Annotated in this window: 23 protein-coding genes; 14 read left to right on the forward strand and 9 right to left on the reverse strand. The window is 42.1% G+C overall.

The genetic code is table 11. The annotated features are described in order from the left end of the window. Positions 1–202: 202 nt before the first annotated feature. The 4 genes from ACWATR_RS26920 (at position 203) to ACWATR_RS26935 (ending at position 7,209) form a co-directional block, all read left to right on the forward strand. Positions 203–1,810, forward strand: a complete 1,608-nt coding sequence (locus tag ACWATR_RS26920) for an efflux RND transporter periplasmic adaptor subunit (RefSeq protein WP_460339018.1) — start codon at positions 203–205, stop codon at positions 1,808–1,810. A gap of 157 nt (positions 1,811–1,967) precedes the next feature. After that, positions 1,968–5,159: an efflux RND transporter permease subunit gene (locus ACWATR_RS26925; protein WP_460339020.1), complete on the forward strand. Its 3,192-nt coding sequence runs from the start codon at positions 1,968–1,970 to the stop codon at positions 5,157–5,159. 126 nt (positions 5,160–5,285) lie between these two features. Further along, positions 5,286–5,735, forward strand: a complete 450-nt coding sequence (locus ACWATR_RS26930; RefSeq protein ID WP_460339022.1) for an RpiB/LacA/LacB family sugar-phosphate isomerase — start codon at positions 5,286–5,288, stop codon at positions 5,733–5,735. Between the two features lie 91 nt (positions 5,736–5,826). Then, entirely contained in the window at positions 5,827–7,209 is a 1,383-nt protein-coding gene (locus ACWATR_RS26935) for a carotenoid oxygenase family protein (RefSeq protein WP_460339024.1), read from the forward strand. A gap of 322 nt (positions 7,210–7,531) precedes the next feature. Here the strand turns inward: ACWATR_RS26935 and ACWATR_RS26940 are convergent, their stop codons facing one another. From ACWATR_RS26940 to ACWATR_RS26955, 4 genes are all read right to left on the reverse strand, one after another. Next, on the reverse strand, positions 7,532–7,897 hold the full coding sequence (locus tag ACWATR_RS26940) for a clan AA aspartic protease (RefSeq protein WP_460339026.1): 366 nt from the start codon (positions 7,895–7,897) through the stop codon (positions 7,532–7,534). Then, a complete protein-coding gene (locus ACWATR_RS26945; protein ID WP_460339028.1) occupies positions 7,894–8,166 on the reverse strand; it encodes a hypothetical protein in 273 nt (90 codons plus the stop codon). Before ACWATR_RS26945 ends, ACWATR_RS26940 begins: the two co-directional genes overlap by 4 nt. A gap of 409 nt (positions 8,167–8,575) precedes the next feature. Then, positions 8,576–9,283: a CAP domain-containing protein gene (locus ACWATR_RS26950; RefSeq protein WP_460339030.1), complete on the reverse strand. Its 708-nt coding sequence runs from the start codon at positions 9,281–9,283 to the stop codon at positions 8,576–8,578. A 290-nt stretch (positions 9,284–9,573) separates the two neighbouring features. Next, positions 9,574–10,701 (reverse strand): acyltransferase family protein, encoded by a 1,128-nt coding sequence (locus ACWATR_RS26955; RefSeq protein ID WP_460339032.1) that lies wholly within the window; start codon positions 10,699–10,701, stop codon positions 9,574–9,576. Between the two features lie 117 nt (positions 10,702–10,818). On the opposite strand from ACWATR_RS26955, the gene ACWATR_RS26960 reads away from it, so the two are divergent. Further along, positions 10,819–11,277, forward strand: a complete 459-nt coding sequence (locus ACWATR_RS26960; RefSeq protein WP_069071311.1) for a peroxiredoxin — start codon at positions 10,819–10,821, stop codon at positions 11,275–11,277. 55 nt (positions 11,278–11,332) lie between these two features. Here the strand turns inward: ACWATR_RS26960 and hpf are convergent, their stop codons facing one another. Beyond that, positions 11,333–11,980, reverse strand: coding sequence for a ribosome hibernation-promoting factor, HPF/YfiA family (gene hpf, locus ACWATR_RS26965; protein ID WP_460339035.1), 648 nt, complete (start codon positions 11,978–11,980; stop codon positions 11,333–11,335). Positions 11,981–12,609: 629 nt separating this feature from the next. Between hpf and lipB the strand changes: the two genes are divergently transcribed. Both lipB and ACWATR_RS26975 read left to right on the forward strand, forming a co-directional pair. Beyond that, entirely contained in the window at positions 12,610–13,290 is a 681-nt protein-coding gene (lipB, locus tag ACWATR_RS26970) for a lipoyl(octanoyl) transferase LipB (protein WP_460339037.1), read from the forward strand. Positions 13,291–13,578: 288 nt separating this feature from the next. After that, a complete protein-coding gene (locus ACWATR_RS26975) occupies positions 13,579–13,779 on the forward strand; it encodes a hypothetical protein (protein WP_181929187.1) in 201 nt (66 codons plus the stop codon). A gap of 64 nt (positions 13,780–13,843) precedes the next feature. On the opposite strand, the gene ACWATR_RS26980 is transcribed toward ACWATR_RS26975, so the two are convergent. Then, the gene (locus ACWATR_RS26980) at positions 13,844–14,608 is read right to left on the reverse strand and encodes an amino acid ABC transporter ATP-binding protein (RefSeq protein WP_181929188.1); all 765 of its coding nucleotides are present in this window, start codon (positions 14,606–14,608) and stop codon (positions 13,844–13,846) included. An 87-nt stretch (positions 14,609–14,695) separates the two neighbouring features. On the opposite strand from ACWATR_RS26980, the gene ACWATR_RS26985 reads away from it, so the two are divergent. The 5 genes from ACWATR_RS26985 (at position 14,696) to ACWATR_RS27005 (ending at position 18,806) form a co-directional block, all read left to right on the forward strand. Continuing rightward, on the forward strand, positions 14,696–16,213 hold the full coding sequence (locus ACWATR_RS26985) for an ABC transporter permease subunit (protein ID WP_460339040.1): 1,518 nt from the start codon (positions 14,696–14,698) through the stop codon (positions 16,211–16,213). Between the two features lie 321 nt (positions 16,214–16,534). Next, positions 16,535–16,951, forward strand: a complete 417-nt coding sequence (locus ACWATR_RS26990; protein ID WP_420759517.1) for a XisH family protein — start codon at positions 16,535–16,537, stop codon at positions 16,949–16,951. Beyond that, positions 16,939–17,274: a XisI protein gene (locus tag ACWATR_RS26995; RefSeq protein ID WP_460339042.1), complete on the forward strand. Its 336-nt coding sequence runs from the start codon at positions 16,939–16,941 to the stop codon at positions 17,272–17,274. The genes ACWATR_RS26990 and ACWATR_RS26995 overlap by 13 nt, the downstream gene beginning before the upstream one ends. Positions 17,275–17,322: 48 nt before the next feature. Then, positions 17,323–17,958: a restriction endonuclease subunit R gene (locus ACWATR_RS27000; protein WP_460339044.1), complete on the forward strand. Its 636-nt coding sequence runs from the start codon at positions 17,323–17,325 to the stop codon at positions 17,956–17,958. Continuing rightward, on the forward strand, positions 17,946–18,806 hold the full coding sequence (locus ACWATR_RS27005) for a transposase (protein ID WP_460339046.1): 861 nt from the start codon (positions 17,946–17,948) through the stop codon (positions 18,804–18,806). Before ACWATR_RS27000 ends, ACWATR_RS27005 begins: the two co-directional genes overlap by 13 nt. A 67-nt stretch (positions 18,807–18,873) precedes the next feature. On the opposite strand, the gene ACWATR_RS27010 is transcribed toward ACWATR_RS27005, so the two are convergent. The 3 genes from ACWATR_RS27010 to ACWATR_RS27020 all read right to left on the reverse strand — a co-directional run bounded on the left by ACWATR_RS27010 (position 18,874) and on the right by ACWATR_RS27020 (position 21,473). Next, complete coding sequence (locus tag ACWATR_RS27010; RefSeq protein ID WP_460339048.1) at positions 18,874–20,052, reverse strand: GUN4 domain-containing protein; 1,179 nt, start codon at positions 20,050–20,052, stop codon at positions 18,874–18,876. A 79-nt stretch (positions 20,053–20,131) separates the two neighbouring features. Next, complete coding sequence (locus ACWATR_RS27015) at positions 20,132–21,130, reverse strand: glycerate kinase (protein WP_460339050.1); 999 nt, start codon at positions 21,128–21,130, stop codon at positions 20,132–20,134. 10 nt (positions 21,131–21,140) lie between these two features. Further along, the gene (locus ACWATR_RS27020; protein ID WP_460339051.1) at positions 21,141–21,473 is read right to left on the reverse strand and encodes a DUF565 domain-containing protein; all 333 of its coding nucleotides are present in this window, start codon (positions 21,471–21,473) and stop codon (positions 21,141–21,143) included. A 558-nt stretch (positions 21,474–22,031) separates the two neighbouring features. Here ACWATR_RS27020 and ACWATR_RS27025 point away from each other — a divergent pair. Together ACWATR_RS27025 and ACWATR_RS27030 are read left to right on the forward strand one after the other, a co-directional pair. Beyond that, the gene (locus ACWATR_RS27025; RefSeq protein WP_460339053.1) at positions 22,032–22,658 is read left to right on the forward strand and encodes a hypothetical protein; all 627 of its coding nucleotides are present in this window, start codon (positions 22,032–22,034) and stop codon (positions 22,656–22,658) included. 149 nt (positions 22,659–22,807) lie between these two features. Then, positions 22,808–24,718 (forward strand): ArnT family glycosyltransferase, encoded by a 1,911-nt coding sequence (locus tag ACWATR_RS27030; RefSeq protein ID WP_460339055.1) that lies wholly within the window; start codon positions 22,808–22,810, stop codon positions 24,716–24,718. Positions 24,719–24,754: the final 36 nt, after the last annotated feature.

Here is a 24,754-nt window from a genome sequence, read left to right on the forward strand (position 1 = left end):
TAAGTAATTTACAAATTAACCATAAAGTGATAAGCGATATTGTTTGGTTTGAGGTGCTAGACATAGTGAGCGATCGCCCAAATACCCGCGTATATATTTGGCACCAACATCAAGCAACAAGGGCTAAAAAACTATTCAAACAGTGCTTTTTTAGCGAAGAGTAGATTGCCCAAGTCTAAATCCATAAGACGAGAAACCGAAGATGTCCCATTCTGAGTTCCCTGATTCTCACCTGCCCGTTGAAATAGAACAGCCTGCTGTTAATGATTCTAATCAAGAATCGCAACCATTGTTGGAGCGATCGCCAAAGCCACCGCAAAAACGCCGTTGGCCGCTAATTTTGGGAATTGTTTTGTTAGTTGCAGGTGTTAGTTTTGGTTGGCGCTGGTGGCAAACTAGTAGCGCTAGCGATGCACCTGCTGGGGCCGCAGCTGGTCAACCGATGGCAATTCCCGTCAAGCTAGCAACTGTGGAAACTGAAACTGTGCAGGAAAGTTCGGAGTTTATTGGCTCCTTAGAGGCTCCACGTTCGGTAATCATCAGACCACAGGTTGACGGACGAGTTACCCAGATTTTCATTCAAGAGGGCAACCGTGTTCAACAAGGGCAAGTCATTATTAGCCTAGAAAGTGATAATGTCCAAGCTCAATTATTACAAGCAAAAGCTGGACTAGAACAAGCCCAAGCAAGGCTTGCTGAACTGCAAGCGGGTACGCGACAAGAAGAAGTTGCCCAAGCTAGAGCACAGTTAGCCCAAGCCCAAGCTCGTTTTCGAGATGCCCAATCGGGATCACAACCAGAAGAAATTGCTCAAGCTGAAGCTCAAATTCAGTCAGCTAAATCTGATGTGGAACTAGCACAGTCACGCGCCAAGCGATACGCACAATTGAGAAAAGAGGGTGCAGTTTCCCAAGATACCTTAGAAGGATATGTCAAAGAACAGCAAAGTGCTGAAGCTGCCCTGGTTGTGGCTCAGAAACGCCTAGACCAACTTCGCCAAAGCAGAAATTCTAGTATCAATGAGCTAGCTGGTGCTTTAGAACAACAGAGACAAAACTTAAGGCAGCTAGAAAATGGTTCTCGCCCAGAAGAAATTGCCCAAGCGCGATCGCAAGTAACTCAAGCAGCAGCCCAAGTCAAATCTGCCCAAGTTCAACTGCAATACACAAAAGTCCTTGCACCTTTCACCGGTATTGTTGGTGATATTCCAGCAAAGGTGGGAGATTATGTGCAACAAGCAGATCAACTCACTACACTGACTAGAAATGACTCTTTAGAACTGAATATTTCCGTTCCCTTAGCTGACACCAATAAGCTGCGTTTGGGATTACCTGTGCAAATGTTGGACACCCAAGGCAAACCCATCGCTACTGGTAAGGTGAGTTTCATCTCTCCAAATGCTAGTTCAGATTCGCAGACAGTTTTGGCTAAAGCCAACTTTGGTAATTCCAGAAGTCAACTGGTTAATCGTCAGGCAGTGCAAACCAAAGTCATCTGGAACGAACGTCCGGGAATCTTAATTCCAGTTACAGCAGTATCTCGCCTAGGTGGAGAGACTTTTGTATTTGTGGCTGAAGCACCGCAGGAAAAGCCTAAAGCTGAAGCACCGGCAGAAAAAACCAAAGCTGGAGCGCCATCTTTAGTAGCTCAACAAAAACCCGTGAAATTGGGAGTTATTGAGGGGAATAATTATCAAGTTATCGAAGGATTAAAAACTGGGGACAAAATTGTTGTTTCCGGTATTCTCAATCTAACCAATGGCGCTCCCATCACTCCTGCACCGGAACAAGTGGGTAGTCGGAGGCCTTAGTTGAAGATGAGAGAGCAGGGGAGCAGGGAGCAGGGAGCACAGGGAGCAGGGAGAAAGGGAGAAGAGTTTTCCCCTCTTCACCCCGCACCCCGCCCCTCTGCCTCTTTTCAATGCCCCATGCCCAATGCCCAATGCCCAATGCCCAATTTTTTAACCTATGTTTGTTGACTTCTTTATTAAGCGGCCAATCTTTGCGTCGGTCTGTGCGATCGTCATCCTTTTAATAGGATTAATCAGTATTCCTACACTGCCGATCGCTAGGTTCCCAGAAATTAGTCCTACCCAAATCAGTGTGACTTCCAACTATAGCGGAGCTAGTGCCGAAGTCGTAGAAAGCGGGGTAACGAATATCTTAGAAAGGCAAATCAACGGGATTGAGGGACTAAGATATCTCACTTCTAGCAGCAGTAACGATGGCACTAGTACCATTACAGCCACCTTTGATTCTTCACGAGACAAAGATATTGCGGCTGTGGATGTGCAAAATCGTGTTTCTGTTGCCCAACCGCAACTCCCAGAGAGTGTACAGCGCACGGGAGTGCAGGTATCAAAACAGTCAAGCAACATTCTCTTAGCAATTGGTTTATACGCTGAAAATAAAGAGTACGACAATATATTTTTAAGCAACTATGCTGACCTTTACTTAGCAGATGCCTTAAAAAGAGTCAAAGGTGTAAGTGACGCACGAATTTTTGGTGAACGTCGCTATGCAATGCGTTTGTGGTTAGATCCGAGTCGCCTTGCTAGTCGGGGACTAACAACTCAGGATGTAGCCGATGCTTTATCCGAACAAAATTTGCAAGTCGGTGCAGGGAGAATTGGACAAGAACCGGCTCCTGAAGGACAAAGGTATCAACTTGATGTACGTGCTGTCAGCCGATTAGCAGAACCATCAGAATTTGAAGAAATTGTCCTCAGAACTCAAGAGGATGGCACCTTAGTTAAGCTCAAAGATGTAGGTAGAGCCGAACTGGGTGCAGAAAACTACAGTTCATTTCTACGATTTCGTGGCAACGATGCTGTCGGTTTAGGGATTTATCAAGTTCCTGGCAGTAATGCCTTAGATGTGGCTAAAGGAGTCAAAGCCGAAATAGCGCGATTGGCTCCGAATTTTCCGCCAGGGATGCGATATCAAGTAGCTTTTGACACAACATCCTTTGTAGAAGAGTCTTTGGCAGAAGTGATCAAGACTCTGATTGAAGCGGTGGTGTTGGTGGTGATTGTAATTTTTGTGTTCTTGCAGGATTGGCGAACCACTTTAATTCCTGCGCTAACTATTCCTTTAGCACTAATTGGGACATTTGCCTTCATCAAAGTTTTTAACTTTTCCATTAATAGTTTGACATTGTTTGGTCTGACTTTAGCATCAGGGATGGTGGTAGACGATGCGATCGTTGTGGTGGAACAAATCAGCCGTTTTATTCAGGATAAAGGCATAAATCCTCGCCGAGCCGCTAGTGAATCAATGGCGGAACTATTTGGCGCGGTTATTGCCACTTCATTAGTGTTGATGGCAGTGTTTGTACCAGTGGCGTTTTTTCCGGGAACCACAGGCGCACTTTATCGGCAATTTGCGCTAACGATCGCCTTTTCAATTGCGATTTCGACTTTTTTGGCTTTGACCTTAACACCTTCTTTGTGTGGTGTGCTACTGCGTCAAGAACAAAGACCTCCCCGGTGGATTGCCTGGTTGTTTGACCTGATTAATCGGTTTCTAGAATGGGTAAGGTCAAGCTATGAGCGATCGCTTACCTTTCTCACACGATTTAAAAGCGTCGTAATTGGGTTGTTTATTGTCTCCTTGGGTATGACTGCTTGGCTCTACACCACAGTACCTACAGCCTTTCTCCCAGACGAAGATGAAGGCTACTTCCTCACAATTATTCAAGGTCCCCAAGGCGTTTCGCTGCAATATACCAGCGATGTCATGGCACAGGTAGAAAAAGAAATCCTGCAAGTTCCAGAAGTACTAGGGACTTTTGCCGTGGGAGGATTTGGTTTTAGTGGTAGTACCGCCAATAGTGGCATCATCTTTACAACTTTAAAACCTTGGGCAGAACGTTCAAGACCCAATCAATCAGTACAAGCGATTATTGGCAGCTTGCAAGGGAAGTTGTTGGCAATTCCAGAAGCCAGGGTTTTCCCTGTGAATCCACCGCCAATTCAGGGTTTAGGTAACTTTGGCGGCTTCGTCTTTCAACTGCAAGACCGCAGAGGTAACAGTGGCTTAGAAAATCTAGTGCAGTCGATGGGTCAATTGCTGGGTAAAGCTAATCAAACACCAGGATTACAAGCTGTATTTAGCACCTTTGCCGCAGATACACCACAATTGCTTGTGGAAGTAGACCGCAATAAAGCCAAATCATTACAAGTTTCTATAGATGATGTCTTCAGTACATTACAAACTGCTTTGGGATCGCAATATGTAAATGATTTCAATCTCCAGCAGCGCAATTACCGCGTATATATCCAGGCAGACCAACAGTTTCGTTCTAACCCCAAGGATATTGGTAAACTGTACGTTCGTTCCCAAAGGAATCAAATGATTCCTTTGAGTAACTTAGTCACAGTTACTTCGACTGTGGGAGCGCAAACGATAAATCACTACAATCTATTTCGCTCAATTGAAATTAATGGTTCCGCCGCTCCTGGCTCTAGTTCTGGAGACGCGATTAAAGCAATGGAACAAGTTGCTCAAGAAGTTTTACCAGCAGGTTATGGTTATGAATGGTCTGGTACTGCATTAGAAGAAATAGACTCTGGTGGTTTAGCACCCCTGATCTTTGGATTAGGAATAATCTTCGTGTTTTTGGTACTAGCTGCTCAATACGAGAACTACGTTGATCCCTTTATCATTCTGTTATCAGTTCCCTTAGCTATCTTTGGAGCGCTGATAGCTCAATCAATGCGGGGTTATGCTAATGATGTTTACTGTCAAATTGGTCTAGTAATGTTGATTGGTTTAGCTAGTAAGAACGCAATTTTGATTGTGGAATTCGCTAACCAATTGCGAGATCAAGGACTTTCGATTACCAAAGCAGTAATTGAGGCTTCACAAGAGCGTCTACGTCCAATTTTGATGACTGCTTTTTCTACACTATTGGGGATTTTCCCGCTAGCTATTGCCACAGGTGCCGGGGCGGGAAGTCGTCAATCATTAGGAACAACAGTATTTGGAGGGATGTTAATTGCGACTTTCTTGAGTTTGTTTGTAGTGCCGATTTTGTATATTGTAATTAAGACGACAACAGAGCGTTTTATCAAACCAAATCGGCGTCAAGAACTACCAGTAGAAGCAGTGTCATTGAATGGGAACACTGCTGTATATTCAACAAAATCTGAGGATTAATTCGTAATTTGTAGTGACGCTCGATGACTCGCTAACGCTACGCTAACGTAATTTGTAATTCTTCCCTGTCTCCTATAAACATCGTAGTATGAGGAGATGGGGAAGACTAATTTCAAAGGGGAATGCATGAAAATCGCTATTGGCAGTGATGAACGCACTAACCTTACCGATAGGGTAATGGAAGAACTTAAGCAGCGAGGGCATGAAGTCATACTCTTCGGTTCCCTAGCCGAGAGTGATCCTGAAGTTGATTGGCCTCTTAGTTGTAGTAAAGTTGCTTTGGCAGTGGCAACCCAAAAAGCAGATGAGGGAATTGTCTTTTGTTGGACTGGTACTGGCGCATCTATTGCCGCTAACAAAGTTTCTGGGATACGTGCAGCCTTGTGCCATGATGCTGAGACAGCACGCGGGGCCCGCATCTGGAATCATGCGAATGTCCTTGTATTAAGTTTACGTGCTACTACAGAAGCGATCGCTAAAGAAATATTAGATACCTGGTTTAGCACACCCTTTTCTGATGATGAGTGGAACCTCCTGCAAATAAAACGAATTAAACAGTTAGAGAAAAAGGTTTAATTTGTAGACAGATTGCAAAAATTCACCAACGCCCTCAAAATTTCTCCGTGGGCATTGATAGCAAACCGAAATGTACATTTAAATCAAAACAATGCCAACAATAGCAGTCAATCCATATCTCGATCGCAACTTCGCTCCAATCCGTGAAGAAATCACCACCGACAAATTGTCAGTTATCGGTGAATTACCACCTGAACTATCGGGGATGTTTGTGCGGAATGGCCCTAACCCTCAATGGACACCCATCGGTCAATATCACTGGTTTGATGGCGATGGGATGTTGCATGGTGTACAAATTAGCAACGGCATAGCCACTTATCGTAACCGCTACGTGCAGACAGCCGGATGGAAAAAAGAACGAGAAGCGGGTAAAGCTATCTGGAGTGGGTTGTTAGAACCACCGCAAATGGATAACCCTCACGGTGGCTACAAAAATACTGCCAATACTGCCTTAGTGTGGCACGCCGGTCAAATGTTGGCGCTGAACGAGGGGGGTAAACCTCACGCCATCAAACTGCCTGAATTAGAAACCATTGGTGAGTATAGCTATAATGGGAAGCTAGTTTCTGCCTTCACAGCCCATCCCAAAGTAGACCCCGTTACAGACGAAATGATCTTCTTTGGCTACTCTGTGTTTGTACCACCGTACCTGCAATATAGTGTAGTCTCAGCACAAGGGGAACTGTTGCGGACAGTGCCAATTGAACTGCCCATAGGGGTGATGATGCACGATTTCGCCATCACTGAAAACTACACGATTTTCATGGATTTGCCGCTGACTTTTAATCCGGAAAGAGCGCAACGGGGAGAACCTGTAATGATGTTTGAGCGCGATCGCTCTAGTCGTTTTGGGATTGTACCACGTCACGGTGACAACAGTAATATCCGCTGGTTTGAAAGTCCCTCTTGCTACGTCTTCCATACCCTCAACGCCTACGAAGATGGAGACGAAGTAGTGCTGATTGCCTGTCGCATGACTTCTACTACTGTTTTGGGTTTAGATGATTCCCAACCCGACCCAGAAGCAAATATCCCCCGTTTACATCGCTGGCGGTTTAACCTCAGCACGGGTACAGTACGTGAAGAAATGTTGGATGATGTAGCTTCCGAATTTCCTCGCGTCAACGAAAACCTATTGGGGCGAAAAACCCGATATGGCTACAGCAACAAAGCGGCAAACAGTCCCCTACCTTTATTTGAAGGTATTATTAAGTACGACTTCAGCAGTGGAAAGTCCCAAACCCATGAATTTGGAGAAGGACGCTATGGCGGTGAAGCTGTGTTTGCGCCGCGTCCTGGTGCAACGGCTGAGGACGATGGTTGGCTTATGACTTTCGTCCATGATGAGGGTTCAGATACTTCCGAATTGGTAGTGGTAAATGCCCAAGATGTAACTGCTGAACCTGTAGCGCGAGTAATAATTCCCCAACGAGTGCCTTATGGGTTTCATGGTGCCTGGGTTGCAGAGGAATAAGTTAGGTAGATAATACTGTTCGGTTAAAGCAATAGACGCGATGAATCGCCGTCTCTACAAAGGACTAATTATTGTAGAGACGGCGATTTATCGCGTCTTTGAACCTCAACGTTGAGCCTTTGAACCTCAAAGTTGCACCTTTGAACCTCGAAGTTGCACCTTTTAGCCTCAACTTAGAAATGTATCTAACTATTTTTGAATTTACAGCAGTGAGCATGTAGTAAAATTTGCTCACCTCCGTAAAGTGGAACATGACTTTAGACTGTTCCGGTCAAAATCTCCAAAGACGCAACTTCAAGGAATACAAACAAGAACTTATCGATTAGAGTTTTTCTAGGGAAACTAAACCATTGTCTTGAAAATCAATTTCTAGATGATATCCTGCCATCAGAGAAGTTCCTAGTAAAGGTTTATAACCAGCAGCTAAAACTGGAACTAATTTTTCTATGCCGTCCCATAAAATTGTTGCCAAATGTATAGATAATAAAGCTTCACTACCATCAGCTAACCTTGCTTCGGTACTAGAATACAAGGGAAGATTCATTGCACTCACTGCCTGCGGTGGTAAAGTTAGATGGTCATTAAATCCAGTATCAATGACAAAATCTAGAGAAAAAGCTGGTTGGGAAGGTAAACGAAAAACCACTGGAATTATTACCCTACCATTGATTACTTTGCCATAAATCATTCAGCAGTACGCTCCATCGCACCACCAAAACTTACAGCAACATCATAACCAATTCGGATGGTGAACAATCTAGCATTAGGGTTTTTCTGTTTTAACTTTAACGCTGTCTCTACACCAGTTGGATCTATCCCATATTCACCCGTTTCAGCATCAATCACAATCATCTTGCCGATATTGTCACCACGCTCAACATTTTGACGAATACCGTTTTCGTAAAACTGTTTAGCTCTTAGGGCTACTTCTTCTACACTCCAGAAAATTGATTGCATTACAATTACACCTACTTTTGCTTCTTAAAGCATTGTAGTACCTGAATATTGAGCCTCTGAACCTCGCAGTTGCGCCTTTTAAACAACTCAACTTAGAAATATATCTAACTATTCTTGAATTTACAGGGGTAAGCGTGTGTTAAAATTTGCTCACCTCCGTAAAGTGGAACATAGCTTTAGATTTCTCCTGTCAAAATCTTCGAGGACGCAACTCAGAGCAAAAACCGCAATCATCATGTTGAAAGGGATATTTTCTAGTTTACCTGCGATCGCAACCCTGGTGGAGGCGGGTAATAAATTATTACCTGCGATCGCCAAGCTATTCAGTTTGAGTTTGGAATAATTTGGACAGTATACTTTAGTCGTCGGATACTTTTGCTCGAAATAAATCAAAATTCTTCATCTCAAGTTATTTTTCCTGATACCCACCAGCGTAGTTAATTACACAAATTGTTCTATATGATTTGTGAGTTCCATAAGCAACACCGGAGACTTTAAAAGCGCCGTTAAAAATGCTTTTTCGATGACCGCGATCGCGCACACCATCATCAATAATTAATTGCATGACGATATCTTGAGCAGTGCTTGGGCCATAACTGATATTTTCGCCTGCGGTTGTTTGCCATTTACCATAGCGGTTGATGCGAGTAAAAGGGTTGCTACCATCGCTACCATTATGACCTGTAGCACCTTTTGGGCCTTGGTCTTTAACGTGGTCTTTTGCTCCTAAAGACATACCTTTAGATGCACTCAACGCTCCTACAGGACGTGCTGATTTCAAAAATGCGATCGCTTCATCAACTGCTTTAACTCCTTCTTGAGTTCGCAAATAGGTATTGTTAGAAATTTTGACTCGGTTCCCCTCAAAGCGCTTTCTATAATTTTCCAGAATCGGGAGATATGCCTTGGGATTTGTTCGTACCTTATTTGTTTCAATAATTACCTGTTGTTCCAACGGGGAAAGGTAACTCGCCTTGGCTAACAAAGTCGGACTAGTTTGTTGTGGAACTACCGTTGGGTTAGGGTTGGCGACTGATGGATTAGATTGAAACAGTTGATCTGAGCAACCGAATATCAAAGCAATTGGAAAAAATAGCCAAAATCTTATGCGACGCATTCATTACCTCACAATTTTGCTATGGATTAATTTAGTGAATTAGAAGAAATAAGAATTTTCAACGCACAGATAAGTTTGTAGACTATTCTGCCGTTAGAAACGATATTAGAACTTAAGTGAGTTCGCCAAAAAAAGCGCAGATTAATGCGCTAATAATATAGATAAAATTGCGATCGCCTTTGTTCCTAAAATGTGACAAATCTATCACTTAATACCTGTTGTAACCTTGATAACACTAAAACGTAAACAACAACAAAAATCTTTTTATATTCTGACGCCTGCTTTCAAATTTACACTTTGAGAAACCAACGTTGCCGATACATCAGAACACCAACAGTCCACCACAACAACACGGTGACTAGGGCAAACAACAGAGAACCATTCAACGCCCCCGCCCAAGATGCGAAAAAATTCTGGTAAATCCAATTGTAGGTACTGGAAGCATCTTTGCCAGTCCCAATAGTGGTTCTGACTAAGATTTTAATCAATAAAACCGATGCAACGAAAAGAGCGATCGCATTTAAGCCCATAATTTCAAAAGGCTTACTCCAGCGACGCATCACCCGTACTTCGATCAGTTCATAACAAGCTGCCAGCAATAGTAACGCCCAACCGCTGCTAAAGACCACATAGGAACTTGTCCACAGCTTTTTGTTGATGGGGAATGTCCACCCCCACGCCCAACCAATAATTAAGCAACCGACTCCAAATAATCCTAAACCTATACTTGTGCGTGACTGTACAGGTTGGCTGCGTATCCATTGACCAGTGAAATAGCCAGCGAGGACATTTACTATGGCGGGAATAGTACTGAAAAGTCCTTCTGGATCTCCCATAAAGTTGAACCCGTCACCTTTATATAAATGTGCTTTGGGAATAATCAGGCGGTCAACATAAGCGCCGAAATTACCATCCCGCGTCAAAACTCCCGCACCATATTCTGGCACTGCTACATACATCATCGTTAGCCAGTAGCCGATGAGTAACACTGCTGCTAGTATCCATTGACCTTTACGCGGTAGGTTGAGAACAGCTACGGAAGCTAGCAGATAGGTAAGGCTGATGCGCTGCAACACTCCCATAATGCGGATGGTGTTCAAATCAAAAGTCCAAATACCCTGATTCCAAAAGCCATTCAGCAGCAATCCCAAGGCAAAGAGAATGGCGGCGCGGCGTAATATTCGCCAGTAAACACCTGACGTTGGTTTATTGCCTTCGGTGTACTTTGACAGTGAGAAAGTCATCGCTACACCGATAATGAAGAGAAAGAAGGGAAATACTAAGTCAGTTGGTGTGCAACCGTGCCAATCGGCATGGGCTAAGGGAGGATATACATCATCTGCAACTCCCGCCATATTGACGAGAATCATCGCAGCGATGGTAATGCCGCGAAAAACATCCAGTGAAGTCAGGCGCATAAGCGGAATTTTGTATTAGATGAGTATCTAAGCTACTCCGCTTCATACAGGTAATCAAGCAAAATTTATGACTTCGATACAAGGTAAAATTTTGTTAAGTAATTACCACCACTTGTTATGGCAATCAAAGTTGGAGATACCGCTCCTAATTTCAGTCTACCTGCTCAAAATGGCTCAACAGTTAGCCTCCAGGATTTTCGCGGACAAAAAGCTGTTGTCCTATATTTTTACCCCAAAGACGACACACCTGGATGTACGGCTGAATCATGCGCCTTTCGTGATCAATATGAAGTGTTTAAAACCGCTGGTGCTGAAGTTGTCGGCGTGAGTGCCGACTCTAGCGAATCTCACCAAAAATTTGCTGCGAAATACAATCTACCTTTTACTCTGTTAACAGACAAAGGCGACCAAGTGCGGAAGCTATATGGCGCAACAGCTGCCTTTGGCTTGTTCCCTGGTCGCGTTACTTACGTCATTGACCAACAAGGAGTTGTGCAATACGTATTTGATTCAATGTTTAACTTTAAAGGTCACGTTGAGGAAGCGCTGAAAACTTTGCAACAGCTTGCGAAATGAGAGATTGGGGCATTGGGCATTAGTTATTTCTCCCCCATTCCCCATTCCCCATTCCCTATTTACTCGAATGCGACTTTTCCGGCATACCAATACTCGCGTGGGCTGACTTGCCATTCTTGCCGTTGGTATGGCCGTTACCATTGCGGGGTTGAATCACACCATAACCGCCGTGGTTGCGTTCGTAAATTACATTAATCTCTCCAGTTTCAGAATTGCGGAACATATAAAAGTCGTGTCCCACGAGTTGTAGTTGTTCCAGGGCTTCTGTAGGGGTCATCGGCGGCATGGAAAAATATTTGGTGCGGACGACTTCGTTAGGCAATTCGGGGGTGCGATCGCCAATTAAATCTGTGACTACCGCATCTGCAACAACTACTTCTGTTGGCAGGGCATGAGTTTTCTGATCTTGACGCCGTTCTTTGTACTTCCGCAGTTGACGGGCAATTTTATCTGCAACTAAGTCAATGCTGGCGTATAGGTTTTCGCTACTTTCCTCGGCACGGATAACGCTACCATTAGCGTAAATAGTTACTTCAGCCGCTTGTCTTGGATTAATTCGGGGATTACGGGCTACGCTAAGATGCACATCCACTTCATTTGTAATACTCTGAAAGTGACTAACTGCTTTTTCAATCTTTTGATGTACATACTCACGAATTGCTTCGGTGATTTCAATATTTTTGCCGTGGATGACAAGCTTCATGTAAACTCTCCCACTGAATATTTGATGTGTGAATTTGCTTTGTATGAAAAGAAATTGCGGTAAGGTCTATTACTCCCGCCAAAACAAATTGTGAACTTTATCTATGTACTGCTTGTAAGCTGTCTCTAAGCTTACTACGTCTGGGTTTTTGCTCATTATACCCTTGATTTTCCTCCTCATCTCTGCGCTGATATCCAATTGGATATTCACCTAGAACTTTTTAGTGAGGAAATTTGAGCAGTAGCTCCTGTAACTGTCTTTTGTGTTAAAACAACGCTTACAGAACTGTTGATATTTGCTCCTTCTGTGTTCGGTTGAAGTTTGCTTGCTGTTGTTCAATAATACAAGTCTTTGGGAAATTTGATTCTGTTTGAAATGCAAACTAACTTTATGAGAGTCATCAGCCAGTACATTCGTCTTTATCGTCTTGGCATGATGCTTATTGCAGAGAATTCCTCCTAAAACCTATTGAGGTTGTATATTCAAGCTAGCACTTTGTATTTTCTAATGCATATTCCCTTGACTTTCCTTTAAAATCTTTTGCAAATCTTTACATTTTTTGACTCTAATCTTCTAATTTGAAATATATTTCGTCCTTAATACAGTTGATTTTTGGCATTATCCGTAGTATGGAACCACACATAAACCGTTGTTTGCTGTATAACCAAGGATTGATGCCTTACTTAGAAGCTCATGGATGGCAGCGATCGCTCCTCACTGAGCGCATCCATGACTCCAGTCTAGATGACGTGTTGATTTTGCTAGAACATCCACCTGTCTATACTTTGGGACAAGGAAGCAACTCAGATTTTCTCAAATTTGATATTGACAAAAGTGAATATGATGTGCAGCGAGTTGAACGAGGTGGCGAGGTTACTTACCATTGTCCTGGTCAACTGGTGGGGTATCCAATTTTAAATCTGCAACGTTATCGTAAAGACCTCCATTGGTACTTACGCCAACTCGAAGAAGTCATAATTCGCGTATTAGCAGTTTATGGGTTGCAGGGAGAAAGAATTCCGGCTTTTACTGGCGTTTGGTTGCAAGGGCGGAAAGTTGCGGCGATTGGGATTAAAGTCAGCCGTTGGATTACCATGCACGGCTTTGCATTAAATGTTTGTCCAGATATGACAGGCTTTGAGCGCATTGTACCCTGTGGTATTTCTGATAAACCTGTAGGCAGTTTGGCCGAGTGGATTCCAGGTATCACTTGCCAAGAAGTCCGTTTTTATGTAGCACAGTCCTTTGCGGAAGTCTTTGGCGTGGAACTAGTCGAGTTGCAGCCTGAAGGATTTTTCCGGTCTGAGTAAATTCAGCTTGTAATTATGTAATAAATACTATAGCAGTCCTATTTAAATTGTGAGACACTTATGATAGTAGTTCATATTTAATAGTATAAAAACAACTATTTCACTGCGGTTGTCAAAACTAAAATCTAATACCAATTCAATTAATGATTGCAACACATCTTTGGGTGAAGACGCGATGAATCGCGTCTCTACAAATGGTCTATTTGTCGCATTCTTTTTTCAAATTGGTATAATTATTTACAAATATCCTATATTAACTATTTACGGCTATCAAGCACAACTTTGCGCGTGAATTACTCAAATAATTTTCAGGTATATGCCCCATCGTTAACGTCTCTGAGAGAACGTGATTGGACAGCTTTGATAGAACTATTTGATAGAGACGACGGTGATGAAATTGAAGCCGACATCAGCGGTAGTTTATTTTGGCTGATACCTGAACCTTGCTGGGAAGATGATCCCTTTGATTTCTTGCGCGAATACCTTTAATTAGTGCTGAGTGGGAAGTAGTGAGTGAGGAGTTTGAAAGAAGTCTTTAATTACGAATTACGAATTACGAATTACGAATTATTTGAAGGCGACTTAGGAAAATACGTAGGCGATCGCTTTGGGGATTAGTCAGCACTTCATAGGCTGGGCCTTGTTCTGTCACAATACCTTTGTCTAAAAATATCACCTGATGAGCTACTTCTTTGGCAAATTGCATTTCATGGGTGACAACCACCATTGTCATTCCCTCTGCGGCTAATTGTTGCATCACTTGCAGGACTTCGCCCACGAGTTCAGGATCTAGGGCGCTGGTGGGTTCGTCAAATAGCATGATTTGGGGATTCATGCATAAACTACGGGCGATCGCTACCCGTTGCTTTTGTCCGCCAGAAAGTTGTTCGGGATAAGCAGAGGCTTTGTCAGATAAGCCAACCTTTTCTAAATACAATCTCGCTATTTGGGCGCTTTCTTTCGGTGTTTTACCCAAGACTTTACGCGGTGCGAGTGTCATATTTTCCAGTACGCTGAGATGGGGAAACAGGTTGAACTGTTGAAAAACCATGCCTACTTGTGTCCGTAGTTCTCGCAGTTGGTTATATTTGACGGTGGGTCGGGATAAGTTGATACCATTGATTATTAAACGCCCTTTGTCAATGGTTTCTAGGCGGTTAAAGCAGCGTAGTAGAGTACTTTTACCACAGCCGGAGGAACCGATAACTGCAACGACTTCTCCCCGGTTGATTTCGCCGGTGATTCCTTTGAGGACTTTGAGAGAACCAAAGTTTTTTTCGATATTGTCAAAAATAATGGCGGGGATGGTATTGTTCATTACTTATGTCAAGCTGCTCTACAGTTGATTGTAAGGTTTTAAGTAACCGCAGAGGCGCAGAGAGCGCAGAGGGAGAGAGAAAATAATATGGCTAAATTTGGTTTTGCGCGTTGGCTGTATTTATGTGTCTTCGTAGGTTTTAGCTGTTTATTACTGATTAGCTGTGCTGTGAACTCTAGTGCGGGGAAAACTTTGCGGGTTGCTACGGAACCGACGTTTCCACCTTTTGAGTTTCAAAGACAAGGTGGTGAGTTGCAGGGTTTTTCGATTGATTTGATGAATGCGATCGCACTTACAGCTAACTTTAAAGTGGATTTTCAAAGTCTGCCTTTTGATGGGATGATCTCAGCTTTGCAAGCCAAAACGGTAGATGCAGCCCTTAGTTCGATCACGATTACAGAGGAGAGGACGAAGACGATTTCTTTTTCCCGTCCCTATTTTAAGGCTGGATTAGCGATCGCAATTCGTGCAGACAATCAAGATATTACTGGTTTTGACAGTCTCAAAAATAAAAAAATTGCAGTCCAAATTGGCACAACTGGGGCTGCAAAGGCTAAAAGTGTTCCTGGGGTGCAAATTCGCAGTTTTGATTCAGCACCTATAGCCCTACAAGAATTGTCCAATGGTAATGTGGATGCAGTAATTAATGATGCACCTGTTACTTTATATGCCATTAAAACGGGCAATCTCAAGGGAATTAAAGTAGTAGAGCAATTACTAACAGAGGAGTTTTATGGAATTGCGACGGCTAAAAATTCGCCGAATTTGGCATTGATAAATGATGGTTTGGATAGGGTGCTGAAAAATGGCACTTATGCCCAAATTTACCAAAAATGGTTTCAAGCCGAACCGTCATCATTACCAGATAAATCACCATTTGAGAATCAAACTAACATTAACGCACCTAACATATCTACTTCAATTAGCGTGATTTTGCAGGCTTTGCCAAGTCTCTTGCAGGGTGCATTGGTAACATTGCAATTGACGATACTTTCTGTAGTGTTTGGTTTAATTGGCGGTTCGCTGATTGGTATTACACGCCTTTCTCGTATCGCACCTATGCGTTGGATAGCGAGGGCGTATGTAGATTTTTTTCGGGGAACGCCTTTGCTGGTGCAAATTTTTATGATTTACTTTGGTTTCCCAGCAATTTTGCAACAACTTGGTTTGACATTTACTTTTGATCGCCTCACTGCTGGGGTAATTGCTTTAAGTTTGAACAGCGCTGCATATATTGCCGAAGTTGTGCGTGCGGGGATTCAATCGATTGAAACAGGACAATCAGAAGCAGCACAATCATTAGGTTTGAGTTCTGTGCAAACTATGAGTTATGTAATTTTTCCCCAAGCTTTGCGGCGGATGATTCCACCTTTAGGTAATGAGTTTATCAGTTTGTTGAAAGATACTAGCTTAGTTGCAGTGATTGGGTTTGAAGAATTGTTCCGCAAAGGACAGCTAATTGTTGCTGACAACTATCGCGCTTTTGAGATTTACGCGGGTGTAGCAGTGGTTTATTTGTGTTTGACATTACTTTCTTCCCAAGCATTTAGTCGCTTAGAAATGTGGATGAATCCGGTTAAACGCCAAAAGAAATACGATACTTAATAATTTTCAGTAGGGTGTGTTATGCCGCAGCCTAAGAGTTTGTTTGAAAAGATTTGGCTGTAATTTTAGGCACTCATAGATCCCCCCTAGCCTTAAAAAGGGGGGAACCGGAATCAAAGTCCCCCTTTTTAAGGGGGATTTAGGGGGATCTGAAATGTTTTGCTACCAACGAGAGAAATTTTCAAACAACCTCTAACGCACCTGAACAGATGAGATGAAGATAGTGTGTTACTCGGTTGACTAATTTGGCATATTAAGTCCTCGGCTTGAGAAGGGAGATAATATGTAGATAGAATGCTTCACAGAGCAAACAAATATGTTATGTCAGCAAAAGATAAATTTCACGACATTGTAAAATTAGGCTTACAAAAAGATGGCTGGACTATTACAGATGACCCTTTACGTATAGAGTGGGGTTTGGTTGAATTATATATTGATTTAGGAGCAGAAAAGATTATTGCGGCTGAAAGAGAAGGGCAAAAAATCGCTGTAGAGGTTAAAAGTTTTCTTGGTCAATCAACTATTTCAGAATTTCATACCGCACTTGGACAGTTTATTAACTATCGCTTTGCACTTTCCCAAGAACAACCAGAACGTATTTTATATTTAGCGGTTCCTTCAGATACATATCAAATTTTCTTTCAGTTGCCATTTCCTCAGATGATAATTCAACAATATCAATTACGGTTGCTAATTTATGATATCGAAAATGAGGTGATTGTCAAATGGTTAACTTAGAGGAATATAGAAAGTATATTAAGCAACTATTAACATTATATAGTCAGTATGAAAAATCTGATAGTCAAGTGGAAGCACAGACTATCTTTGATACCGAACACGACCACTACCAATTAGTATATGTGGGTTGGGAAAATAAGCGGCGTGTATATGGCTGTGTATTACATTTAGATATTAAGAATGGAAAGGTTTGGATTCAGCATAATGGAACTGAAGCTAATATTGGTGATGAATTAGTTGCTTTGGGCGTTCCTAAAGAAAATATTGTTTTAGGATTTCATTCGCCTTACAAAAGACAGTTTACAGATTTTGCTGTAGGTTAATATCTGGTTGAATGACAAATATTTTTCATTTGAATCAAGCACAAGTATATGACAATTCTCAACGCTCGTAATTTATCTTTAGAAGAAGTTCATCGTTTGTTTGGCTTTCAAAAACAGTACAATGACTCATTTTCTAACTACTTATCTCTAGAACCTCTCACGGAACCAGAACAGCAGGAACTCAAACAAATTCAGCAGGACTTTGATAGATACCTAACAGCAGGCAAAGTTTCTGAAGGTCAGGTAAAGTTTCTTGCAGTTGCGCCTTTACTAAGATTAGCTGGTTTTTATCGCTATCCTATCGAGATTGTTTTGGAGGAGAATATTGCTGATATTGAGGTTGAAGATGAAGATATCAAAATTAAAGGAAGATTTGATATTTTAGCTATTAGTAAAGCTAAACATACAAAACCTCAAACATATTTTTGGGTACTGTTAATTGAATCTAAAAATAGTCAGATTGATATTTCAACAGGTTTACCTCAGTTACTCACATACTCTTATAAAAATTTAGATAATCAAAAATCAGTTTGGGGATTAATAACTAATGGTAGAAGTTATCAGTTTGTCTATATTGAACAAGGAAATCCCCCGATTTATTATCTGTTACCAGAATTAAATTTAATGGAAAGAGAGCGTTCAAGTCAGTTGCTACAAGTTTTAAAAGCAGTTTGTCAACTTTAAAAGGTAATTTAAATATTTTTGATATTCGTTTTTTGCTCATGTCTCGCAAACCCCGAAATTATCAACCAGGATTCTGCTATCACATCACTACGCGTTGCAATAATCGTGAGTTTCGCCTTACCCGTGTTGAGTGTCGAGAAGTATTTCTCTACGCTATCAAAAAGGCTCAAGACAAATATCGATTTAATCTCTATGCACTTTGTATTATGAGCAACCACGTGCATTATCTGCTAGAACCTGCACAACCAGAAGATTTACCCAAAATTATGCACTGGTTGAACTGGTACACAGCTATGTGTTTTAATCGGATGCTCAACCGCACAGGACATTTTTGGGAGAAGCGATATCACAGTAGTGGCTTTGCTAACACAGACAGCAAAAGAGCATTAAATACTCTGCGATACATCCACGCCAACCCCAAAGCCGCAGGAATGCAGCCAGGTTTTTTCTATGATTTCAGTAATTACGGCATTCACGATAGATTAGGTGATGATGGTATCACTCAATGGCATCCAGCATTTTTGAAGTTGGGTAAAACTCTGGATGAATGCGCTGCAAAGTATCGAGGATTCTGTAAAAAATACCGCCCTCAAGCAAAAAAAGAAACGCGCAACTATTGGGGAAGCAAATTATTACTAGGGTTGAAGGCTAAAGCAAAGGTGAAAAAATCGTCTCCAGGACAAATGAGACTACCTTGGGATGAATGGGAAGCAAGTAACCATGAAATAGAACAAGTAGCAAGCAAATTTATCTTTGCTAATTGCTATGACACCCAAAAAGCTAGCATTGTACTACAAGCACAACAAGACGACGTTTTTTTGCCTCAGTGCCAGGTAACGAAAACGTAGAAACCGCAATACTTCGTGCTAAATCACTTGTTTATGAATCTTCACAATTTCCTGTAAGCCTTATATGTTACAGTTTACAAGTCTCGACGCGAGAAAAGAGAACGACCATGCACACAATTAGCCTGTAAAAGATAGGGGCAGGCAAATGTCCCTGCGGAGAAGCAGTTGTGAAGGTCAGGTCTAAGTAAGATAGCCAGTTAGATAGCCAGTTTTTTGTTTCATTACCAAACATTCCTTTTCGCCATCCGACGCGCTCGCCAAACTTTTCGTAGTCTTTTCCAACGTTTTCCCAAATCCGCTTTTGCACACTAAACCCAAAGTGCCCATTGCTGTATTCTACCCACAGTTTGTCAATGGTGCGTAAGTCAGTGCAAGGAAAGTTATTGATAGATTCAGAATCAAGCCAGCCTTCTGATTTTCTGCCTGATGCTTTGAGCATAACAGCTAGAGTTTCTTCATCCGCGTCTTTCCACTGTCTAGCTTTAAGTAAATCGCGCAACCGCGTATAGTCTACGCCTTTCTCAGAAAGGAGATCGTTATCGGTAGATTGCTGTTCTAGTCGCAGCTTATCGGCTTTTTCTTGTTCTCTTTGTCTTTGTAGCCTATCTGCCTCTTTTTGTTGTTGTTCTCTTCGTAGTCTTTCTGCTTCCTGTTTTTGTAGCCTATCTGCCTCTTCTTCTTGTTCCTGTAGCCGCAGCCTTTCTTTTTGCTGTTGTTGTAATTTTCTGGTTTCCTCTTCTTGTTCCCGTAGTTGCAGGCTTTCTGCTTCCTGTTTTTGCCTTCGTTTGTCTCTTAGCTTCTCAGCAACCGCCCGAATTCCTCTAGCTACATCTGTGAAGGCTTCATGTTGATTATGCCAATTCCTTGACTCTACAGGTTCAGCATTCTTAGGCAAAGCTTGAAGTTTTCCAAACGGTGCGCCATTCCAATCAACACTTCGCAGAATAACCGGGATAACACAAGCCTTTCCAGTATGGTGACGTTCTATTGCGTTCTTAACTTCCACATCCCAGCAATAATCAGAATCAATAAAGTATGAACTGACAAGCAACAGAATGATATCGGCGGTGTTTAAATTATCATTAATTTGGCGATCCCACTCTTGTCCAGGTAGTATCCTGCGATCGTGCCAGGTTGAAATCACCCCCTCTCTTCTCAAAGTACTCAGGTGATGAGCTAGTTCATCCCGTAGAAGTTCGTCTTTGTGAGAGTAAGAAAAGAAAAGCTTTAACGATACCTCTGGCATTTTTGGTCTAAGGAGTAGGATAAATCACGCTTTAAGCAAATTATAGTGTTTTTACCTGATTTGCTTGAGAAGTAACGCTCTAAGTGCGATCGCAATAAACTTCACCAAAACTATGATCAGTATGGATCTCAATCACCATATCAACCACTGTTGCATCTTTTACCAACGGTTTGATGAATAATTCCGGGTGGAGCGATCGCCAAAAATAATTGACAAATTCCTCTATCTCTGCATTGCTCATCCCCGATTTACCCGCAGCAATCATCTGCTGTTCCGCCTGTTTGCGCCACTCCAAAGAACACCGGTAATCGGTGGGATATAGCACAATTAAGCTGTCTAATCGCTCCCAGAGTGGTAGATAATCGTGGAGGCGAAGATTCATATCACGGGCAAATGCTCTATCTTCATTTGTGAGAATTGGCGGTGGTGCAGTATCAAATACATCTGCGTTAATTGGTCGTACACCCACAAACCAGCCTTCAAATAGTACAATATCTATGTTTGTGACGATTTCTGGATTTGTGCGATCGCCAGCACCTCCAAAAGCAGATTTATCAAAGCGCGGAATCATCACTGAACTTTGCAACTCACGGATTTGGTCTAGTACATTTAAGCCTAAATCTACATCGTGGGTTCCTGGTGGGCCGCGCCAAATCAAGCGGGGATCTTGCTGTGTTAAGAGCAAGCGATCGCTGTAAGTTTTATATAAGTCATCCAAAGATAAACTCACAGTCCGGTATCCCAACTGATCGAGAATCAAGCTGAGAACCTTGGACATTGTGGTTTTACCAGTACCTTGTCCTCCCAAAATTCCCTGAATCAGAGGGCGTTCCAACTGTTGATGCTGCGATGCTAGTTTGATCCCCAAAGGTAGCCACAAGTCCCACAATACCTGTAACATTTCCTTGGGTTCGATTTTGAGGCTAGTTTCGCAGAATTCGTTAAAAGCTGGTAAAACAGATTTTAGTAAATGCGATCGCCTTTCGATCACTTCATCTACATTTTCCGGCGTGATCCCAAAAGCTTTAGCCCTTGACTTATCTGCTAACGCCGCCTCTCTTGCTTCCTGCTTCTTCATCTCCCCCATTCTACGATCCCAGCTTAAAGGCTTCGAGAAACAGACTGTAGATGAAACCAACTTTGAGGAGATTTAGTGATTCTACCAAGAGCGATCGCTTGGCGAAAAAGGCCTGACTGTAAAATATCCTACTAGTAATTTCCGTAAATAGTACTAAAAAAGCAGCTACCACAATGTCTAATACACCCTGTTGTCCAGCTGTGGTGGAAACTGCGTTTCCTAGAAAAAAACCGAACAAAAAACTAATTATTAGTAACGATAGCCGCCGCCAAGGATTTAAAAACCATTGCCCCAAGCGTGTAGCAATGGCATCCAACAAGTTATTGAGACGAGTGTTTTGCATCAGAGGGACTTCTGGGGAAAAGTCAAGATATCTTGAAATATCTCTTCTATATTAAGGAGGATATTGGTTTTAGCCTAAGCTTGTTTGTTAATATTATAGGTATGTGCTGGGCTTCCAGTGTTGATTCAAATTTGGACATACTATCATCTTTAAGAAAGTAGAGTCCCTTAAGGGGCGCTTATTGTAACAAAAGATGAAATATGCATCTTAGATTTATCTAAGTTTTGGCAAAGGATGCCTTATTGAAGCCGTTAGCGGTTTCAACAAAGTTTTCTTTCTTATACAAATTAATTGGCTGGATGAGTATCAAATCTTCCGGTTTTTATCCAAGCCTACGGGCAATACACAAAGCAATAAGTGTCTATAATCCTTGTTTATCAAACATCAAGGAAATTATTTTCTCCGAATATTTTCTACCAAAAATGATACTTATAATACATTAGCGTGCCTAATTTTAAAAAAGCCTATAATAAGCTACTTTCTATGATTAGCTTTTGTGATAATAGGCTAGTATTTGGTCAAGCCTAGACAAAATATTTATTTCTAATAACTATCAATATGAAATCCTCAGTATATCGTAACGTCGGTGTTACCGCTTCTTGCTTGGGACTGCTTGTTGCTCTGGTGGGATACTTTGGAGTTAGCATATCCTTTGAGTCTACGAACCCAGATACATCTTCACAACTGCCAGATGAAACTCAAGAGTGGGAGGTAACTTCTGGTTCACCTGAAAAAAGTATTTCCGCTAATCTATCTACTCCAGCAACGACTCCAAGCAATCAAGTAGAACAAAGTAGTAGAGAAAATACTTATCCTGTCTTGGCAGAGCGTGATAAATCAACTAGCATCGCCAACGAACAAGGGACTTTGCGGATGAGCAATCAAACAAATCAGCCTGTACGGCTGGCTCTACTGGCGCGACAGTCGGTAGCAAAAGGCTCTGGTACGAAACAAGCTAACTATGATCTACCGGCACATTGGGATTTTGCTCCCCAAGAAGGTAGTGAGAAGGGATTGGTTCTATCCTTACCTCAGAATAATTTAAAGCTGGAGAAAGGAGATATTTTAGTTGCTTTTGCACAAGATGGTTCCCGTCGTTACTGGGGCCCATATATTGTCGGCGAAACTCAATTACCTAAATGGAATTCCCAAAACAGAGAATGGCAACTAGTGCTGAGTCAATAAATTCGGTAGCGGCGCGTTGCGCCAATGCTAAGTAGTAAAAATGTTAAATTTTAAGTTTATAACTCAGTATTTAACACTTGTTTCGTTGAAGAAGAACAAAATATAGATAATCAACGACTATTGATTAGTGATTGTTGACTATTGACTAAATGAGAATGAAATTGAGTGTTAATCGCACTGTTGATCAGTGGTTCAACAAAATAGGAAAGAATCCAGCCCTTGGTTTAACTGTGTCGATTTTGTGGTTGATGGTGATTGGCTGGATAGCTTTTGGGTGGAATTTGGGCAACATTGGCTTGATTGATGAGACAGAGCCGTTGTTTGCCGAAGCTTCTCGCCAGATGTTCGTCACAGGTGATTGGATTACTCCATTTTTCAATGGTGACACTCGTTTCGATAAACCTGCTTTAATTTATTGGTGTCAGGCGATCGCATATCACATAATTGGAGTGAACGAGTGGGCAGTACGTCTCCCTTCTGCGATCGCAGCTTTCGGCTTAGTTTGTTTGGCTTTTTACACCGTACACTGGTACTTGGGTAAACAAGACGAATTAGAACAAGTTTCACGTCCTACTCGCCGCTACTCAACATCTTTCATGGCCGCAGCGCTTATGGCGCTCAATGGCGAAACTATTATTTGGGCGAGAATCGGCGTCTCTGATATGCTGCTCACCGGATGCATGGCATCAGCTTTGTTATGTTTCTTTCTAGGGTATGCGGGGAAGGAAGGGACTGGGGACTTGGGACTGGGGACTGGGGAGAAATTTTCCCAATCTCGGAGCGAAGCGACCTCCCTATTCCCTAATAAGTGGTACTTAGCTTTTTATGTGCTGATTGCTGGCGCAATTTTAACTAAAGGGCCAGTGGGGATTGTTTTGCCAGGGCTAATTGTTGTCGCCTTTTTGCTGTATGTAGGAAAGTTCCTAGAGGTGTTGCGGGAAATGCGCGTCCTCGTAGGTATACTGATAATTATCGGTTTGTCAGTGCCCTGGTATGCTTTAGTAATTTGGCGCAATGGCTGGAATTTTATTAATGCCTTTTTTGGTTATCACAACCTAGAACGCTTTACAGAAGTAGTTAATGGTCACTCAGCACCTTGGTATTTTTACTTCTTGGTGGTGCTGTTGGGCTTTGCACCATACTCCGTGTATTTACCAGCCTCTATAGTAAGACTAAAGTTTTGGCAGCGATCGCATTGGAGTTCCCAAGAACGTTTTCAGCAATTTGGTTTATTCGCCGGGTTCTGGTTTGCTGGCATTTTTGGCTTTTTCAGCATTGCTGTCACCAAACTTCCTAGCTACGTATTGCCTTTAATGCCAGCAGCAGCAATCTTGGTAGCCCTGTTATGGAGCGACCTTTTCCAAGATAAGGATACACGGCAAACAATTGCTGTTTCTTCCTCTCCCACTCCTCCTATTTCCACCTCTTTTCTGCGAGTGAGTGGTTGGGTGAATGTAATATTTTTATCAGTTCTGTCAACAGCACTGTTTAACATAACTCAGATATTAGGTAGCGATCCAGCTATAACTAACTTCCACGAACTAATTAAACAATCTGGTTTACCAGTAATCGCTGGTGTAATTTGGCTTGTTTGTGCCGTTGTAGTTGCAGGGTTACTATTGAGTCGCCGCTGGAAGTACATTATCAGTATTAACTTGCTGGGGTTTGTGGCGTTTTTGATTTTTGTTTTAACACCTGCTTCGTTCTTTATTGATCGAGAACGTCAATTACCCTTAAGGGAGTTGTCTGCCGTCATCCTAGAAGCAAAACAACCGAATGAAGAACTGATTATGCTTGGCTTCAAAAAGCCTAGTGTGGTATTTTACAGCAACATCCACGTAAATTATTTAAGATTTCCCCAAGAAGCTACAGAGCATATTCAAAACCAGGCTGCGAAGGGATTACAACCTCCCTCACTCCTGCTGTTGGCTGAACAGAAAAAGTTTTTACAAATGGACTTACAGCCAGATGATTATAAGAGTTTATCGACCAAGGGTGCTTATAACTTGGTTAGAATTCCTTTTAAGAAAAAGAAAAATGAAAAAATAGATATATCATAATTTGTCATTAGTCATTTGTCATTTGTCCTTTGAGAA

It is taken from the genome of Nostoc sp. UIC 10890, from assembly GCF_054786515.1.

What these genes read in the sequence shown, in the direction of transcription:
- ACWATR_RS26990 (WP_420759517.1), top strand. Translation starts at nt 16,535, where the DNA reads ATGTCAGCAAAAGATAAATTTCACGACATTGTAAAATTAGGCTTACAA.
- ACWATR_RS26930 (WP_460339022.1), top strand. Translation starts at nt 5,286, where the DNA reads ATGAAAATCGCTATTGGCAGTGATGAACGCACTAACCTTACCGATAGG.
- ACWATR_RS26920 (WP_460339018.1), top strand. Translation starts at nt 203, where the DNA reads ATGTCCCATTCTGAGTTCCCTGATTCTCACCTGCCCGTTGAAATAGAA.
- ACWATR_RS27000 (WP_460339044.1), top strand. Translation starts at nt 17,323, where the DNA reads ATGACAATTCTCAACGCTCGTAATTTATCTTTAGAAGAAGTTCATCGT.
- ACWATR_RS26955 (WP_460339032.1), bottom strand. Translation starts at nt 10,701, where the DNA reads ATGCGCCTGACTTCACTGGATGTTTTTCGCGGCATTACCATCGCTGCG.
- ACWATR_RS27030 (WP_460339055.1), top strand. Translation starts at nt 22,808, where the DNA reads ATGAGAATGAAATTGAGTGTTAATCGCACTGTTGATCAGTGGTTCAAC.
- ACWATR_RS26935 (WP_460339024.1), top strand. Translation starts at nt 5,827, where the DNA reads ATGCCAACAATAGCAGTCAATCCATATCTCGATCGCAACTTCGCTCCA.
- ACWATR_RS27020 (WP_460339051.1), bottom strand. Translation starts at nt 21,473, where the DNA reads ATGCAAAACACTCGTCTCAATAACTTGTTGGATGCCATTGCTACACGC.
- lipB (WP_460339037.1), top strand. Translation starts at nt 12,610, where the DNA reads ATGGAACCACACATAAACCGTTGTTTGCTGTATAACCAAGGATTGATG.
- ACWATR_RS27015 (WP_460339050.1), bottom strand. Translation starts at nt 21,130, where the DNA reads ATGAAGAAGCAGGAAGCAAGAGAGGCGGCGTTAGCAGATAAGTCAAGG.
- ACWATR_RS27010 (WP_460339048.1), bottom strand. Translation starts at nt 20,052, where the DNA reads ATGCCAGAGGTATCGTTAAAGCTTTTCTTTTCTTACTCTCACAAAGAC.
- ACWATR_RS26950 (WP_460339030.1), bottom strand. Translation starts at nt 9,283, where the DNA reads ATGCGTCGCATAAGATTTTGGCTATTTTTTCCAATTGCTTTGATATTC.
- ACWATR_RS26995 (WP_460339042.1), top strand. Translation starts at nt 16,939, where the DNA reads ATGGTTAACTTAGAGGAATATAGAAAGTATATTAAGCAACTATTAACA.
- ACWATR_RS26985 (WP_460339040.1), top strand. Translation starts at nt 14,696, where the DNA reads ATGGCTAAATTTGGTTTTGCGCGTTGGCTGTATTTATGTGTCTTCGTA.
- ACWATR_RS26940 (WP_460339026.1), bottom strand. Translation starts at nt 7,897, where the DNA reads ATGATTTATGGCAAAGTAATCAATGGTAGGGTAATAATTCCAGTGGTT.
- ACWATR_RS26960 (WP_069071311.1), top strand. Translation starts at nt 10,819, where the DNA reads ATGGCAATCAAAGTTGGAGATACCGCTCCTAATTTCAGTCTACCTGCT.
- hpf (WP_460339035.1), bottom strand. Translation starts at nt 11,980, where the DNA reads ATGAAGCTTGTCATCCACGGCAAAAATATTGAAATCACCGAAGCAATT.
- ACWATR_RS26925 (WP_460339020.1), top strand. Translation starts at nt 1,968, where the DNA reads ATGTTTGTTGACTTCTTTATTAAGCGGCCAATCTTTGCGTCGGTCTGT.
- ACWATR_RS26980 (WP_181929188.1), bottom strand. Translation starts at nt 14,608, where the DNA reads ATGAACAATACCATCCCCGCCATTATTTTTGACAATATCGAAAAAAAC.
- ACWATR_RS26945 (WP_460339028.1), bottom strand. Translation starts at nt 8,166, where the DNA reads ATGCAATCAATTTTCTGGAGTGTAGAAGAAGTAGCCCTAAGAGCTAAA.
- ACWATR_RS27025 (WP_460339053.1), top strand. Translation starts at nt 22,032, where the DNA reads ATGAAATCCTCAGTATATCGTAACGTCGGTGTTACCGCTTCTTGCTTG.